A 15043-nucleotide genomic window follows, 5' to 3' on the forward strand; every position below is an offset into this window, starting at 1 on the left:
CGCTCAGCGGTACACACCTCTCCGGTTATCGGGTTGGCAAAGAACTCGACCCTGCTCTGTTGCCGGGTCGTGGTAAGGCGCAAGGATCCCCCTGCACGCCGACGACCGAAACCGACCGAACCCGGCCGCCCACGGCGGCGACTGACGCAGGGGGAACAACCACGTGATACGCAACGCGGCGCTGGGGAGCGCCGCCACACTGATCACCGGCACACTGGCGGCGGGCCTGATGCTCGCCCCGTCCGCCACGGCGGCCTCGGCCGGCCGCGACAACGGGGCCGCGGAGGCGGTGGGCGTCCAGATCGCCGCCGCCCGCGCCGCCCGCACCGGGATCGAGTGGAAGGACTGCCCCGCGGACTGGGGCTTCGAGAAGCCCATCCAGTGCGGCTGGGTGAAGGTCCCGCTCGACTACACCAAGCCGTTCGGCAAGACCATCGACATCGCCGTCGACCGGATCGGCAGCACGGGCACCAAGGAGGAGCGCCAGGGCGCGCTCATCTACAACCCCGGCGGTCCCGGCGGTTCCGGCATGCGCTTCCCGCGCCGGGTCACCACCAAGAGCCCGCTGTGGGTCAACGCCTCCAAGGCGTACGACTTCGTGGGCTTCGACCCCCGCGGTGTCGGCCACTCCGCGCCGATCTCCTGCATCGACCCGCAGGAGTTCGTCAAGGCTCCCAAGGCCGACCCGGTCCCGGGCTCCGAGGCCGACAAGCGCGCCCAGCGCAAGCTCGCCGCCGAGTACGCGGACGGCTGCAAGGAGCGCAGCGGCGAGATGCTGCCGCACATGACCACGCCGAACACCGTGCGCGACCTCGACGTGATCCGCGCCGCCCTCGGCGAGCAGAAGCTGAACTTCCTCGGCGTCTCCTACGGCACCTACATCGGCGGGGTCTACGCGACCCTGTTCCCGACGCACGTGCGCCGCATGATCGTCGACAGCGTGGTCAACCCGGACACGGACAACATCTGGTACGAGGCCAACCTCGGCCAGGACGTGGCCTTCCAGACGCGCTGGAACGACTGGCAGGACTGGGTCGCCAAGAACGACGCGGTCTTCCACCTCGGCGACACCCGCGCCAAGGTCGAGGCGAAGTACCAGGAGCTGCGCGCCAAGGCCAAGGCCAACCCGATCGGCGGGGTCGTCGGCCCGGCCGAGCTCATCGGCTTCTTCCAGGGCGCCCCGTACTACGACTCCTCCTGGGTGCCCGTCGCCCAGACCTTCGCCGCCTGGGCGGCCGGTGACGAGCAGGCGCTCGTCGACGCCATCGCCCCGGACATGTCGGACACCAAGGGCAACGCGGCGTCCGAGAACGGCAACGCCGTCTACACCGCGGTCGAGTGCGCCGACGCCAAGTGGCCCACCAGCTGGGCCAAGTGGGACCGGGACAACACCAAGCTGCACGAGAAGTACCCGTTCCTGACCTGGTCCAACGCGTGGATGAACCTGCCCTGCGCGACCTGGAAGTCCAAGCAGAGCACCCCGATCGAGGTCGGTGCCAAGCGCGGTCTGGCGCCGGTGCTGATCGTCCAGTCCGAGCGGGACGCGGCCACGCCGTACGAGGGCGCGGTCGAGCTGCACCGCCGCCTCGCCGGCTCCCGTCTGATCACCGAGCAGAACGCCGGCTCGCACGGTGTCACCAGCCTGGTGAACCCCTGCATCAACACGCGGGTCGACACCTACCTGCTGACCGGAAAGGTCGACGCGAAGGACGTGAAGTGCGCTCCGCACGCCACTCCTGTCGCCCCGGCCCCGACCGCCGCGAAGTCGCTCGCCGAGGCTCCTGGCGCCGACCTCCCGGCCCGTGAGGAGCTCCCGGCCGTCCGCTAGGACCCGGGGAACACCAGCGGGAGAAGGCTCAGCGCGACCTGCGCCGGGCCTTCTTCCGTTCCTCCTCTTCCTCGGCCTTGACCTCGGCCGCGTACCGGTCGACGTACTCCTGGCCGGACAGTTCGAGGATGGCGTACATGATCTCGTCGGTGACGGCCCGCAGGACGGCCCGTTCGCCCTCCAGCCCGGCGTACCGGGAGAAGTCCATCGGCTCGCCGAAGCGGATCGTCACCCGCCGGATGTTCGGGATCTTCTGCCCGGGGGGCTGGATCTCGAAGGTGCCGACCATCGCGCACGGCACGACGGGCACCCCGGCTCCCAGGGCCATCGCGGCCACGCCCACCTTGCCCTTGTACAGCCGCCCGTCGTGCGAGCGCGTGCCCTCCGGGTAGATGCCCAGCAGTTCGTCCTTGGCCAGCACTCCCAGCCCCTCGCGCAGAGCCGCCTGGCCGGCGTCCTTGCCGGAGCGGTCCACGGGGATCTGCCCGGCGCTGCGGAAGAAGGCGGCGGTGAGCCGCCCCTTGACCCCCGGGCCGGTGAAGTACTCGGCCTTCGCGAGGAACGTGATCCGCCGCTTGAGGATCGCGGGCATCAGGAAGTGGTCGGAGAACGACAGGTGGTTGCCCGCGATGATCGCGGCCCCCTCCGCCGGGATGTTCTCCAGGCCCTCGATCCGCGGCCTGAACAGCAGCCGCAGCAGCGGACCGAGCAACACGTGCTTGAGCAAGTGGTAGAACACCAGGCCGCTCCCAATTCCTGGGGCGGCCCAGTGCCGGCCGCCGCCGGACATGGCGAAAGGAACCAGTCTAGGTGCGCTCACACGCACCGTCACGACCTGGCACGCACAGTCGGGCGAAACGGTTCAGCGGCAGGGGCCGCAGTGGCTCACGCGCCGCGTGAGGCGGCCATTCCAGCGGTCAGCAGCCCCAGTACCACCCAGCCGAACCACAGCCAGCCGTTGCTGCCGAGGGCCACGGAATACGCGGCGACGGCCACCAGGGCGGCGAAGGTCATGACTGCCATCGCCTTAACGGATCCGGTCATGCTCCATGGTGGCCCGCAAAGGCCGTACTCCGCTACTGGCCACGCGCCTGGAGCGAGGCCAGATACGAGTTGTACGCCTCCAGCTCCTGGTCGCCGTCGCGGTCCGCGGCCCGGTCGGAGCGCTTCGCCGCCCGCTGCTCGGAGTGGTACCACTGGTAGACCAGCGCGATCAGCACCAGCACCGAGGGGATCTCACTGAAGGCCCACGCGATGCCGCCGCCCCACTGCTGGTCGAGCAGCGGATCGATGTCCAGGGAGGCCGCCGGGTTCGCGTACGTCTTGATCATCGGCTCGCTGGCCATCATCACGGCGATCCCGAAGAAGGCGTGGAACGGCATGCCGGCGAAGAGCTCCAGCATTCGCATCACGTAGCCGGGGCGGTGCGGCCCCGGGTCGATGCCCATGATCGGCCAGAAGAAGATCAGGCCGACCGCGAGGAAGTGCAGCATCATCGCGATGTGCCCGGTCCTGGACTCCATCAGGAAGTCGAAGAGCGGGGTGAAGTACAGGCCGTAGAGGCTGGCGATGAACATGGGGATCGTGAAGGCAGGGTGGGTGATGATCCGCATGTAGCGGCTGTGCAGCAGCATCAGCAGCAGCTCGCGCGGGCCCTTGTGGCCGCGCGCGGCGGGCGGCAGCGCGCGCAGCGCCAGCGTCACCGGAGCGCCCAGCAGCAGCAGGATCGGGGTGATCATGCTGATCACCATGTGCTGGACCATGTGCACGCTGAACATGACCATGCCGTAGTCGTTCAGCTTGGTGCACGTCACCAGCACCACGGTCAGCACGCCCAGGGTGAAGGCGACGGTCCGGCCCAGCGGCCAGGAGTCCCCGCGCCGGCGCAGCCGCAGCACGCCCCACCCGTACAGCGCGAGCCCCAGCAGGGACCCGAAGAGGAAGAAGGCGTCGAAGGAGAATTCCAGCCCGCGCCCGAGAGTGAAGGACGGCAGGTCCATGTTCATGTCCATGCCGTGCCCGCTGTGATCCATCTCTTCACTCCCTTGACCGTGGCGCCCCACCACAGTAGTGCCGCCCCCGTACGCTCCTGCGCGCGGGGGCGGCCTTAACGGGCATACGGTTACAGAACCGTCTGGGCCTCGTCGTAGCGCTCGGCCGGGACCGTCTTGAGGGTCGAGGTCGCCTCGGCGAGCGGCACCATCACGATGTCCGTGCCGCGCAGTGCGGTCAGCATGCCGAACTCGCCGCGGTGGGCGGCCTCCACGGCGTGCCAGCCGAAGCGGGTCGCCAGCACCCGGTCGTACGCGGTGGGCGTGCCGCCGCGCTGCACGTGGCCCAGGATCACCGGCCGGGCCTCCTTGCCCAGGCGGTGCTCCAGTTCCACCGCGAGCCGGTTGCCGATGCCGGCGAACCGCTCGTGGCCGTACATGTCGGTGCCGCCCTCCTCGAAGTCCATCGAGCCGGCGCGCGGCTTGGCGCCCTCGGCGACCACGACGATCGCGAACCGCTTGCCCGCCGAGAACCGCTCGCCGACGATCGCCGTCAGCTCGTCGATGTCGAAGGGGCGTTCCGGAACGACGATCGCGTGCGCGCCGGCCGCCATGCCCGAGTGCAGGGCGATCCAGCCGGTGTGGCGGCCCATGACCTCGACGACCATCACGCGCTGGTGGGACTCGGCGGTGGTCTTCAGCCGGTCCAGCGCCTCGGTGGCGACCCCGACGGCGGTGTCGAAGCCGAAGGTGACGTCGGTGGACGCGATGTCGTTGTCGATGGTCTTGGGGACGCCGACGATCGGCAGACCCGCCTGTGAGAGCAGGTTCGCGGCCTTCAGCGTGCCCTCGCCGCCGATCGGGATGATCGCGTCGAGGCCGAGGTCCGCGACGTGGCCGCGGGCGCGCTCCACGCCGTCGCGCAGGTGCGCGGGCTGCACCCGGGAGGAGCCGAGGATGGTGCCGCCGCGGGCGAGGATGCCGCCGACGGCGTCGAGGTCGAGCTTGCGGTAGTCCGCCTCCAGCAGGCCCTTCCAGCCGTCGTGGAAGCCGATCACCTCGTCACCGTGGTCGACGACCGCGCGGTGCACGACGGAGCGGATGACGGCATTCAGGCCGGGGCAGTCGCCACCGGAAGTGAGCACACCAATGCGCATGGCAGGAAGAGACCTTTGCAACGTGGGCCGGCGACCGGACCACGTCGTCCGGTTGGAACTACACGTCACCCTACAAGCGGAAGGCGGGTGGACTGAACCATCCTCCACATGCTGGTCGCACCGGTGGTGCGAACGCACGTCGGCCCGGTTCCCCCTAGGGAAAACCGGGCCGAACACATGATGACGGGGCCGCCCCGATGAGCGGCCCGCAGGGCGCTACGCGGGCTGCGTGGCGGCCGCGATGCGCTCCGCGCGCAGCGCCTCGTACCACCGGTCGTCTATGGCCGGCAGCGCGTTCACGTCGAGGGCCAGCTTCAGCAGCAGGTCCGCGATCTGCGGGTTGCGGGCCATCACGGGACCGTGCATGTAGGTGCCGAACACCGTGTCGTTGTACGCGCCTTCGGTGCCGTCGCCGGTGCCGTTGCCGCGGCCCATGCTCACGCGGGCGAACGGCCGCGCCGTCGGCCCGAGGTGGGTGACGCCCTGGTGGTTCTCGAAGCCCGTCAGCTGCGGCAGGCCGAGCCGCGGGTCGATGTCGGCGAGCACGTCGCCGACGCACCGCTCGCCCTCACCGCGCACCGTGACCACGTCCAGCAGGCCGAGGCCCTCCTGGCGCTCGCCCTGGTCGTTGACGAACTCCTGGCCGAGGATCTGGTACCCGGCGCAGACGGAGAAGACGATCGCCCCGTTCGAGACGGCCCGCTCCAGACCGCCGTCGCGCAGCAGGCGCTCGGCGGCCAGGCGCTGCGGCCGGTCCTCGCCGCCCCCGATCAGGTAGATGTCGCCCGAGGTGGGGATCGGCTGGTCGCTGCGCACGTCCACGCGCTGTACGTCCAGACCGCGCTGGCGTGCCCGGCGCTCCACCACGAGGGCGTTGCCCTGGTCTCCGTACGTGCTGAGCAGGTCGGGGTAGACCCACACCAGACGCAGGCTGTTGTCGCTCATGCTCTTGTCCTCTGCGGTTCTGAGGGGGCTAGTTGCCGACGCGGCGGCGCACGTCCTGGAAGGCGGTGTAGTTGGCGATCAGCTCGATCTGCCCGGGCGGCGCGAGCTGCACGGCCTCGTCGAGGGTCTCGCACACCCGGAAGTCCAGGCCCGCGACCTCGAGGCGGACCGCGAGGTCCAGCTTGCGGTCGCCGATCACGAAGATCGGGTGGCCGGCCAGGCGCGGGTAGTCCACGTCCCACAGCCAGGAGGTGTCGGTGCCGTCGGCGCCGCGCGCGTTCACCGAGAGGATCACCGGGGTGGGCGGCGGATCGATCAGAGAAAACGTTTCGAGCCAGCCCGCCGGGTTCTTCGCCAGCAGCAGCCGCAGCTCACGGCCCTGGAAGTTCACCACGTCGTAGCGGCCGGCGACGGCCTGCACCTGGTACATCCGCTCCAGCGCGACCTGCGGCGGGACGCCGAAGACGGCGGCGACGGCGGCCGAGGTGGCGGCGTTGGCCTTGTTGGCGCGGCCCGGCAGCTGGAGGTGGATCGGCCAGGCCGAACCGTGCGGGTCCAGGACGTGGTCACCGGAGAGCACCCAGGTCGGCGTGGGGCGGCGGAAACCGCACTCGCCGCAGAACCAGTCGTCGCCCGGGCGCTGCATGACACCGCCGCAGGAGGGGCACGACCAGGCGTCGTCCTTCCACTCCTGGCCGGCCGCGACCCACACCACGTTCTGCGAGGAGGAGGCGGACCAGACGATCAGCGGGTCGTCGCAGTTCGCGACGATGACCGCCTTGGATCCCTGGAGGCCCTCGCGCCACTTCTCCGCGAGCATGCGGGTCTCGGCGGCGCGGTCCAGCTGGTCGCGGGAGAGGTTCAGCAGGGCGATCACCTTGGGGGTGACGTCCCGGGCCACTCCGGCCAGGTACTTCTCGTCGACCTCGATGACGCCGTACTTGGCGTCCGAGCCGCCGGCCAGGGCCGAGGTGATGCCCGCCGGCATGTTCGCGCCGAGGGCGTTGGAGACGACCGGACCGCTGGCCCGCAGGGCCTCCGCGATCAGCCGGGTCGTCGTGGTCTTGCCGTTCGTCGCGGAGACGAGGACGACATCGAGATGCTGCGCCAGCGCGCCGAGGAGATCGGGGTCGAGCCTGAGTGCGACCTTGCCACCGATCACCGATCCGCTTCCGCGTCCCGCGGCCCGCGACACCGCCGCCGCGGCCTTGCCCGCCGTCACGGCCAGCTTGGCCCGCGGCGAAAGCGGCTCCGTGTTGCCTGCCATCGTCCCTTGTCCTCCTTGCGTCGGTCGGCCCCAGCCTATCCAGTACCGGCCGGGGCCTTGACCGCGGCGCCCCCACACCACGGCAGATCTCCTCATATATTCGCCCGTCGTAGGCTTACGGCCATGCGACAGCGCCCCATCCCCGGTACCACCGGCCTCGTCCGCACCATGAGCCTGCTGGGCGATCCGGTGCTCCATTCCGCTTGCGCGGAAGTCACCGATTTTGGACCGGACCTCGACCGGCTCATCGAGGACATGTTCGCGACGATGTACGCCGCCGAGGGCGTCGGCCTCGCCGCGAACCAGATCGGCGTCGGGCAGCGGGTCTTCGTCTACGACTGCCCCGACGACGAGGACGTCCGGCACGTCGGACACATCGTCAATCCGCGGCTGGTGGCCGCCGACGGGGACGAGTTCACCGGCCCCGAGGGCTGTCTGTCGCTGCCCGGGCTGGAGGCGGGGACCGCGCGCTTCGACCGGGCGGTCGTGGAGGGCGTCACCGCCGACGGGGCCGCCGTGCGGATCGAGGGCACCGGGTTCTTCGCCCGGTGCCTGCAGCACGAGTGCGACCACCTCGACGGGACCGTGTACGCGGACCGGGTTACGGGGCTGCGGGCCCGCCGCCTGCGGCGGGCGATCCGCAAGACCCCGTGGGGCGCGGGGTCGCTGCGCGGCTGAACAGCAGCCCGGCTCCGCCGGGACCTGGGGCTTTGCCCCAGACCCCACGCCTCAAAAACGCCGGCGGGGCTGAGTTGGGCCTCGGTGGGAAAGGGGCGGGTCAGAAGCCCGGGCCGTCGGCGCGGTTGCCGGCCGTGGCCAGGCGGCCCCACAGGAGGTCCGTGAGGCCGGCGACCAGGTCCGCGCGGTCGCAGGGGCGTTCGCCGAGCCACCAGTCGCCCGCCGCGTGCATCATGCCGACGATGCCGTGGCCCCAGACGCGGGCGAGGCGTTCGCCGCCCGGGCCGAGGTCCACGCGCTCGCCGATCACCTTGGCCAGCTCCTCGCCGAGGCGGCGCAGCAGCGGGGCCGAGTGCAGGCCCACGTCGAAGCCGCGCTCGGGGCTCTGGGAGTCCTCGGCCGGATGCATCAGGAAGCGGTAGACCTGGGGGCGGGCCTCGATGGCGGCGAGGTAGGTGTCGAGGGTGGACTCCACCCGGCTGCGGCGCTCGGCCGGGGCGTCGAGCGCGGCCCGCAGCGAGTCGAGCAGCGCGTCGGTGTGCCGGACGGCGAGGGCCTGGTAGAGGCCCGCCTTGTCGCCGAAGTGCCGGTAGAGGATCGGCTTCGTGATGCCGGCCTCGGCCGCGATGGCGTTCATGGAGGCCTTGGGGCCGTCCCTGAGTACGACCCGGTCGGCGGCTTCGAGCAGCTCCCGGCGCCGGCGCTCGCCCGCTCCCGGTTCGCCTGCCTGCTGCGTGGTCTCCATGATGTGTTTCTCTCCCCGCCCTTGCGATGTGCGTGACGCCCACGCAACGTAACACCCTGCACACCCTGGCGATCGAATCGGCGGCGGCCGCCGCCCTCGTACCGTCCGAGCTTGACACTGCTTACTGACCGGTAACACACTGTGGTCCACGTGTGGGTTACCGCTAGTAACACATGCATGGACGAGCACAGACAGGTGGAGGGGACATGGCGGAGTTCACCATGGAGCTCAACGACGACCAGAAGCAGGTACGGGACTGGATCCACGGCTTCGCCGCCGACGTGATCCGTCCCGCGGCCGCGGAATGGGACGAGCGCGAAGAGACTCCCTGGCCCGTCATCCAGGAGGCCGCCAAGGTCGGCATCTACTCGCTGGACTTCTACGCCCAGCAGTTCTTCGACCCTACGGGCCTCGGCGTCCCGATGGCCATGGAAGAGCTCTTCTGGGGGGACGCGGGCATCGCCCTGTCCATCGTCGGCACCGGGCTCGCGGCCATCGGCGTCCTCGCCAACGGCACCGAGGAGCAGATCGGCACCTGGATCCCGCAGATGTACGGCGACCAGAACGACGTGAAGGTCGCCGCCTTCTGCTCCTCCGAGCCGGACGCGGGCTCCGACGTCGGCGCCATGCGCACCCGGGCCGTCTACGACCAGGCCAAGGACGAGTGGGTGCTCAACGGCACCAAGACCTGGGCGACCAACGGCGGCATAGCCAACGTCCACATCGTCGTGGCCGTCGTCGACCCGGACCTCGGCACCAAGGGGCACGCATCCTTCATCGTGCCGCCGAACACCCCGGGCCTGAGCCAGGGCCAGAAGTTCAAGAAGCACGGCATCCGCGCCTCGCACACCGCCGAGGTGGTGCTGGAGGACGTACGCGTGCCCGGCTCCTGCCTGCTCGGCGGCAAGGAGAAGCTGGACGAGCGGCTCGCGCGGGCCCGCGAGCGGGCGCGCAGCGGCGGCGGCGAGCGCGTGAAGAACGCCGCCATGGCCACCTTCGAGGCCTCCCGGCCGGCGGTCGGCGCCATGGCCGTGGGCACGGCGCGCGCCGCGTACGAGGTCGCGCTGGACTACGCGAAGACGCGGACGCAGTTCGGCCGCCCGATCATCGACAACCAGGGCGTGGCCTTCCAGCTCGCCGACATGCGGACGCAGATCGACGCGGCCCGGCTGCTGGTGTGGCGGGCCTCCTGGATGGCGGTCGCGGGCCGGCCGTTCACCTCGGCGGAGGGGTCCATGTCGAAGCTCTTCGCGAGCGAGGTCGCCAAGAAGGTGACGGCCCAGGCGGTCCAGATCCTCGGCGGCAACGGCTTCACCCGCGAGTACCCGGTGGAGCGCATGCACCGCGACAGCGCCATTTACACGATCTTCGAGGGGACCAGTGAGATCCAGCGGCTGGTGATCGCCCGCACCATTTCGGACATGCCGATCCGCTAGGCCGTCTTCACGCGCCGGGCATCCCTGAGGTGGGGGTGCCCGGCGAAGTGCGTCTTGGGGCGGCTAGCGCAGCGGCAGCGCCCGCAGGCAGGAGGACGCCAGGCCGTCCGGGCGCTCCCGCAGGTGGGTGATGTACTCGCCGTCCGCGCAGTGTGCGCCCGTGTGGTCCAGGTGTCCGGTGACCTCGTACTGGGCGAAGCCCGCCTTGCAGTCCGTGACCACCAGGGCCTCGTGCTTCCCGTCGCCCTCGTTGCGCACGCACTGGCCCACCTGCAGGACCGCCTCCTTGTCGTCCCCGTTCAGCGCGGAGACGAGGATGAGGGTCGGAACGGCGAGGACCGCGAGGAGCAGCGGCACGAGGAAGGCCAGCGCGGGCGGTCGCAGCCACAGGGACTTGCCGGGGTTCAGCGGGGGCATGACCCCGCCCGTCGGAGGGCCGAGCCTGCACAGCTTCCCCCACGGGCCGAGGTTCGCCAGCAGGGTGATCGGCGTGATGAACACCGACAGCGGGCCCCACCAGCCCTGCCACAGGGTCTGCGCGGACATCTCGCGGACGGTGGCGACCCCGCAGTCGCGGCAGAACGGACCCTTGCGGCTGCGGAACCGCATCAGCACGATCATGCCCTGGTGGCCGTAGACCGTCGTGTCCGCGACGGGCAGCGACCCGCAGACGCGGCAGCCGTACGCGCCCTGCTCCGGCGTGAGGGCGTGCGGGGCCTGCCGCCCGTACGGAGGGTGCGGGGCCTGCGGGACGTACGGGGTGTGCCCCGGGTACGGGCCGACCGGCTGGTGCGGGTACGGCGGTGGCGGGGTGGCCACGGAGATCCCCCTCGGTTCTCGCGGTCGTCACCGGTCGGTGACGGAGGAACCCTAACCGCGCAAAAGCCCGCGCAGGGCGCGGGAGAAGACCAGCCGGGCGGCCAGCGCGACCGCGGGGTCCAGCGCGCCGGGGAGGCCGCGCAGGCGCAGTTCCTCGCGCCAGTGGATCTCGCTGCCCCCGGCCGGGAGGGGGCGGATCTCGATCTCCGCCCAGCCCGTCACCGCCCGTCCGCGCTTCTCCAATCGGACGAACCCGTCCTTACCCTCCGCGGGAGGCCGCCAGACGACGATTTCCATCGGGTCGTCGCATGTGACCCTGCCCACTCCCGTGCGCGCCGTGAAGACCGTTCCGACGTCCGTCGGAGGCGGCGTTTCGATGATCGTCCGGGTGAGGGGGACCCGTTCCCCGTGGCGTTCCCAGTCCGTCAGCCGCGACCACGCCTCGGCCGGCGCGAGAGGCGTACGGTGAACGATCCGGATACCGGGCATGAGCGCATGGTAATCGGGCATACACACCCTGAACTGGACCGCGAATATGGGTTCCGTCCAGGGGTGGCGATCAGTAATACTCACCGCCACCGTGGATCGCGGATTCGACCGGGTGACCACCGGCCCTCCCGCCCCACTCTGCGAGGAGGTGCGCCATGTGCTCCCACCAGCCCCCCTGCCCGCCCGCCGACAGCGCCGATCGCGACGCCGCCCGCACCGTGGCCTTCCATCCCGAACAGGGATGGAGTCTGCTCTGCAACGGCGTCATGATCTTCGACGATACCGGCGAACTGCTCCCCGACGGCCAGACGGTGGAACCCCGCCGCCCGGCCCTGGTCTGAGCGAGGAGGCAGCATGCGCCAGCAGCTGATCCGCAAGCCCGTCCCCAAGCCCGCTCCCCGAGACCTGGATCTGCGCACCCCGTCGGGCAGGCCCCTCCCGTACTGACGGGAGCCCCGGCCGAGTCGATCCACTACGCCCAGCCGTCCACCGGCCGCAGATCAGCCGGTGGACGCCGCCGCGCCGCCCCGGAACGCCGTCTCGTAGGCGGCGTCGCCGATCGCCGCCCTGGCCTGCCGCTCGCCCTGGTCCCGCAGGGCCGTCAGCGAGGGTGAGCCGCCCATCTGCGGCCGGCCGACCGTGCGCCACCAGGCGTGCCCGGTGCCCAGCAGCCGCGCCGCCAGCTCGCCGTCGCCCAGCCCCGCCACCGCCGCGGCCAGCAGGTCCAGGCCCAGCGCGATCCCGAAGCGGTCGCCGAGCAGCCGCTTCCCGGACAGCATGGCCCGCACGTGCCGCGCCGCCTCCCCGTGGTCGCCCAGGCCCAGCGCGGCCAACGCCAGCACGTAGTCCGCGTACGCCCGCAGCCAGCGCTCGCCCAGCTCCGCACAGGTCTCCCGCAGGGACCGGGCCTCCGCGGTCGCCTCCTCGAAGCGCCCCAGGTCGCACAGGGCGTAGCCGGTGGCCAGCTTGCACAGCAGCCAGCCCGGGGCGCTGGTCCGCCCGCCGTGGCCCGCCCGGGCCCGTGGACCGGCTAGCTCGAGGGCCCGTACGGGGTCGCCCGGCATCAGCACCGACACGGCCTGCAGATAGGCCGCGCGCAGCTCCCGCTCGGGGTCCGCGAGATGGGCCGCGCCCTCCGTGCACTGCTCGCCGATCCGCCGGGCCGTCTCCAGATCGCCCTGGAGCAGCGTGGTGAGCCCGAGGGCCCACAGCGCCTGGTTGTAGGCGGCTCCCGTGGGCGGGGCGGAGTCCAGGGCCCGTTCGAGGAAGGCCCGGCCCTCGTGCACGTGCCCGCACGCGAACCAGTAGAACCACAGCGCCCCGGCCATCTCCAGCGCCGCCGTCGGGTCGGAGCCGAGCAGGTGCTCCAGGGCCGTACGCAGCTGCGCGTGCTCGGTGGTCATCCTGCGGTACCAGTCCACCTGGCCCGGGCCCAGCCAGCCCTGGCCGGCGGCCTGGGAGAGCGCCGCGTACCAGTGCGCGTGCCGGTCGGCGATGATCCGTACCTCGCCGAGCTCGCCGAGCCAGTCGTGCCCGTACTCGCGGATCGTGTCCAGCATCCGGTAGCGGGCCCCGGCGCCCCGCTCCTCGGTCCGACGGACCACCGACTTGGCTACCAGGCCCGCCAGGACCCGCTCCACGCGTGAGGCGGCCATAGGGCCGCCCGCGCACACGGCGCGGGCCGCGGCGACGTCGAAGTCTCCGGTGAAGACCGAGAGCCGGGCCCACAGCAGCCGTTCCAGCGGCTCGCACAGCTCGTGGCTCCAGCCGATCGCGGTCCGCATCGTCCGGTGCCTGGACGGCAGGGTGGCGGCCCGGGTGTCGGCGAGCACGTCGAAGCGCTCGCCGATCCGCTCGGCCATCTGCTCGAGCGTCCACAACCGCATCCGGGCGCCGGCGAGTTCCAGGGCGAGGGGGATCCCGTCGAGGCGGCGGCACAGCTCGGCCGCGATCGCGGTCCGGCCGGCGTCCTCGAAGGCGACCGCCGCCCGCGGGGTCGCGGAGAGGGCGCGGGCGCGGAAGAGCGTGAGGGCGTCGCTGTCGGGCCCCGCGCAGGGCAGCGGCCGTACCTCGACGACCTCCTCACAGGGGGAGCCGAGTGGCTCCCGGGAGGTGATCAGGACCGTCAGGCCCGGTGCGGACTGCAGGAGTTCACCCACCAGATGGCGGCACGCGGCCACCAGGTGCTCACAGGTGTCGAGGACGAGGAGGAGCTCCTTGTCGGCCACCCACGCGCACAACTCCTCGTCGAGGGAGCGCGCGGAGTGGTCGGCGAGGCCGACGACGTGGGCGACGGTCGTGGTGAGCAGGGCGGGGTCGCGCAGCGGTGAAAGCTCCACCCACCACACGCCGTCGGGCCGTGCCCGGCCGGCCACGGCGGCGGCGCGGAGGGCGAGCCGGGACTTGCCGACGCCGCCCACCCCGGTGAGGGTGATCAGTCTTCGTTCGCTCAAGAGACGGTCGAGGAGGCCGAGTTCGGGCTCCCGGCCGACGAAGCTCGCCGATTCCGGCGGCAGGTTTCCCGGCACGGCGCCCGAGTCTGGCTCAGCGCCGCCGCCCGTGGACCCTGCCTGATTGTTGTTGACCGAGTACTCACCGAACACGGATGTATTGTGCGTGATCTTCTTTCACGGCAGTGCCGTTCAGGCCGGTTCGTTGCCGGAATTCACGCCACGAGGGTGACGGTCCGCTCCGCCGAGAAGGCGCCCCAGTTCCCGTCGGGCAGCCGGGCGCGCAGCTTCACGGCCCATACGGTACCGGCCGGCTCGGTCACCGTGATCCGGTGTTCCGCGCGTCCGCTGGGCACCGCACCTTTGCCGAACTGGATGACGGTGGTGGGCCGTCCGTTGACGTACAGCTCGTACTCGCTCGTCTCGCGGCCGGTGTCCGGCGGGGTCCAGGTGAGGGTGACCGCGCCCGGTGAGGCGGCCGCGGTGAACCCGGCGGGCGAGGTGCCCGGTCCTTCGCCGGAGGCGGGCGGGGTGGTCACGTCCACCGCGGGGGAGTCGGAGGAGGAGTTGTCCGCCCCGTCGCGGGCCCGCACGGTGAAGGTGTACACGGTGTCCGGCTGGAGGCCGCTCAGCGCCGTGCCGGTCTCGGCGGGGCCCGCGGTGTGGATCCGGACCCCGCCCTGGTAGACGTCGTACGCCGTCACGCCCGTGTCGTCCGTCGCGGCGGACCAGGACACCCGGGCGGTGCGGGGCCCTGTCGCCTGGCCATTGGCGGTCGCCGGGGCGGTCGGCGCCCGGAGGTCCTCGGCCTTGGCCGCCGGGGTGGTCGCCGCGACGGCCGGGCCCGATCCGGAGAGGTTCCCGGCGGCGTCCTTGGCGCGGACCGTGAAGGCGTAGCCGGTCTGCGGGGTGAGGCCGGTGATGTCCACCATGGTCTTCTCGGCCGGGAGTTCGCGGACCAGGCGGCCGGCCTCGAAGACCTGGTAGCCGGTCACCCCGTCGCCCTCCGCGGCCGCCTCCCACATGACGTGCACGGTGGTGGAGCTGGCGGCCTGCGCGGTGAGCCCGGCGGGGGCGGGTGGCGGCTCGGTGTCGGGTGCGCTGCACCCGGCGCACGCGGCCAGGCCGCCGAGGGTCAGGCAGAGGACGAGCAGGGGGGCGGTGCGTCGCACGGGGTGCCTTCCTCCGCTTCCGCGTAAAGGTCTAGACATATATGGCACGCGGGGTGCCGGCCGGGC

15 protein-coding genes are annotated in these 15043 nt (G+C 71.6%); 4 read left to right on the forward strand and 11 right to left on the reverse strand.

All coding sequences use genetic code 11. From position 1 onward, the window contains the following. The first annotated feature begins 229 nt into the window (after positions 1-229). Complete coding sequence (locus tag OHA89_RS31345; protein WP_406368655.1) at positions 230-1828, forward strand: alpha/beta hydrolase; 1599 nt, start codon at positions 230-232, stop codon at positions 1826-1828. 28 nt (positions 1829-1856) lie between these two features. Here the strand turns inward: OHA89_RS31345 and OHA89_RS31350 are convergent, their stop codons facing one another. The 6 genes from OHA89_RS31350 to OHA89_RS31375 form a co-directional block, all read right to left on the reverse strand. Further along, the gene (locus OHA89_RS31350) at positions 1857-2567 is read right to left on the reverse strand and encodes a 1-acyl-sn-glycerol-3-phosphate acyltransferase (protein WP_215142226.1); all 711 of its coding nucleotides are present in this window, start codon (positions 2565-2567) and stop codon (positions 1857-1859) included. A 146-nt stretch (positions 2568-2713) separates the two neighbouring features. Further along, entirely contained in the window at positions 2714-2872 is a 159-nt protein-coding gene (locus OHA89_RS31355; protein ID WP_215142228.1) for a hypothetical protein, read from the reverse strand. Positions 2873-2904: 32 nt separating this feature from the next. Continuing rightward, a complete protein-coding gene (locus tag OHA89_RS31360; protein WP_215142230.1) occupies positions 2905-3861 on the reverse strand; it encodes a cytochrome c oxidase assembly protein in 957 nt (318 codons plus the stop codon). A gap of 89 nt (positions 3862-3950) precedes the next feature. After that, on the reverse strand, positions 3951-4976 hold the full coding sequence (locus OHA89_RS31365; RefSeq protein ID WP_215142232.1) for a 6-phosphofructokinase: 1026 nt from the start codon (positions 4974-4976) through the stop codon (positions 3951-3953). A 216-nt stretch (positions 4977-5192) separates the two neighbouring features. Beyond that, positions 5193-5921, reverse strand: coding sequence for a type 1 glutamine amidotransferase (locus tag OHA89_RS31370; protein WP_215142234.1), 729 nt, complete (start codon positions 5919-5921; stop codon positions 5193-5195). Between the two features lie 28 nt (positions 5922-5949). Then, entirely contained in the window at positions 5950-7188 is a 1239-nt protein-coding gene (locus tag OHA89_RS31375; RefSeq protein WP_030029096.1) for a MurT ligase domain-containing protein, read from the reverse strand. A 123-nt stretch (positions 7189-7311) separates the two neighbouring features. Between OHA89_RS31375 and def the strand changes: the two genes are divergently transcribed. Then, the gene (gene def / locus OHA89_RS31380) at positions 7312-7866 is read left to right on the forward strand and encodes a peptide deformylase (protein ID WP_266611023.1); all 555 of its coding nucleotides are present in this window, start codon (positions 7312-7314) and stop codon (positions 7864-7866) included. A gap of 100 nt (positions 7867-7966) precedes the next feature. Here the strand turns inward: def and OHA89_RS31385 are convergent, their stop codons facing one another. Then, positions 7967-8611 (reverse strand): TetR family transcriptional regulator, encoded by a 645-nt coding sequence (locus OHA89_RS31385; RefSeq protein WP_266611025.1) that lies wholly within the window; start codon positions 8609-8611, stop codon positions 7967-7969. A 206-nt stretch (positions 8612-8817) separates the two neighbouring features. Between OHA89_RS31385 and OHA89_RS31390 the strand changes: the two genes are divergently transcribed. Beyond that, positions 8818-10047: an acyl-CoA dehydrogenase family protein gene (locus tag OHA89_RS31390; RefSeq protein WP_215142240.1), complete on the forward strand. Its 1230-nt coding sequence runs from the start codon at positions 8818-8820 to the stop codon at positions 10045-10047. 63 nt (positions 10048-10110) lie between these two features. Here OHA89_RS31390 and OHA89_RS31395 read toward each other — a convergent pair whose 3' ends face one another. Together OHA89_RS31395 and OHA89_RS31400 are read right to left on the reverse strand one after the other, a co-directional pair. Continuing rightward, positions 10111-10866, reverse strand: a complete 756-nt coding sequence (locus OHA89_RS31395) for a hypothetical protein (protein WP_266611027.1) — start codon at positions 10864-10866, stop codon at positions 10111-10113. Between the two features lie 51 nt (positions 10867-10917). Next, positions 10918-11355: an SRPBCC family protein gene (locus tag OHA89_RS31400; RefSeq protein WP_266611029.1), complete on the reverse strand. Its 438-nt coding sequence runs from the start codon at positions 11353-11355 to the stop codon at positions 10918-10920. 155 nt (positions 11356-11510) lie between these two features. Between OHA89_RS31400 and OHA89_RS31405 the strand changes: the two genes are divergently transcribed. Then, complete coding sequence (locus OHA89_RS31405) at positions 11511-11696, forward strand: DUF5999 family protein (protein WP_215142251.1); 186 nt, start codon at positions 11511-11513, stop codon at positions 11694-11696. A 159-nt stretch (positions 11697-11855) separates the two neighbouring features. On the opposite strand, the gene OHA89_RS31410 is transcribed toward OHA89_RS31405, so the two are convergent. Together OHA89_RS31410 and OHA89_RS31415 are read right to left on the reverse strand one after the other, a co-directional pair. After that, the gene (locus OHA89_RS31410) at positions 11856-13958 is read right to left on the reverse strand and encodes an ATP-binding protein (protein ID WP_406367633.1); all 2103 of its coding nucleotides are present in this window, start codon (positions 13956-13958) and stop codon (positions 11856-11858) included. A gap of 62 nt (positions 13959-14020) precedes the next feature. Next, entirely contained in the window at positions 14021-14977 is a 957-nt protein-coding gene (locus OHA89_RS31415) for a fibronectin type III domain-containing protein (RefSeq protein WP_266611034.1), read from the reverse strand. Between the last annotated feature and the right edge of the window lie 66 nt (positions 14978-15043).

The sequence above is a fragment of the Streptomyces sp. NBC_01546 genome, assembly GCF_045208355.1.
Classification (GTDB): domain Bacteria; phylum Actinomycetota; class Actinomycetes; order Streptomycetales; family Streptomycetaceae; genus Streptomyces.

Bases quoted from the DNA above. Each gene is read 5' to 3' on its own strand.
- OHA89_RS31345 (WP_406368655.1), top strand. From the start codon at position 230: ATGCTCGCCCCGTCCGCCACGGCGGCCTCGGCCGGCCGCGACAACGGG.
- OHA89_RS31355 (WP_215142228.1), bottom strand. From the start codon at position 2,872: ATGACCGGATCCGTTAAGGCGATGGCAGTCATGACCTTCGCCGCCCTG.
- OHA89_RS31360 (WP_215142230.1), bottom strand. From the start codon at position 3,861: ATGGATCACAGCGGGCACGGCATGGACATGAACATGGACCTGCCGTCC.
- OHA89_RS31365 (WP_215142232.1), bottom strand. From the start codon at position 4,976: ATGCGCATTGGTGTGCTCACTTCCGGTGGCGACTGCCCCGGCCTGAAT.
- OHA89_RS31370 (WP_215142234.1), bottom strand. From the start codon at position 5,921: ATGAGCGACAACAGCCTGCGTCTGGTGTGGGTCTACCCCGACCTGCTC.
- OHA89_RS31375 (WP_030029096.1), bottom strand. From the start codon at position 7,188: ATGGCAGGCAACACGGAGCCGCTTTCGCCGCGGGCCAAGCTGGCCGTG.
- def (WP_266611023.1), top strand. From the start codon at position 7,312: ATGCGACAGCGCCCCATCCCCGGTACCACCGGCCTCGTCCGCACCATG.
- OHA89_RS31385 (WP_266611025.1), bottom strand. From the start codon at position 8,611: ATGGAGACCACGCAGCAGGCAGGCGAACCGGGAGCGGGCGAGCGCCGG.
- OHA89_RS31390 (WP_215142240.1), top strand. From the start codon at position 8,818: ATGGCGGAGTTCACCATGGAGCTCAACGACGACCAGAAGCAGGTACGG.
- OHA89_RS31400 (WP_266611029.1), bottom strand. From the start codon at position 11,355: ATGCCCGGTATCCGGATCGTTCACCGTACGCCTCTCGCGCCGGCCGAG.
- OHA89_RS31405 (WP_215142251.1), top strand. From the start codon at position 11,511: ATGTGCTCCCACCAGCCCCCCTGCCCGCCCGCCGACAGCGCCGATCGC.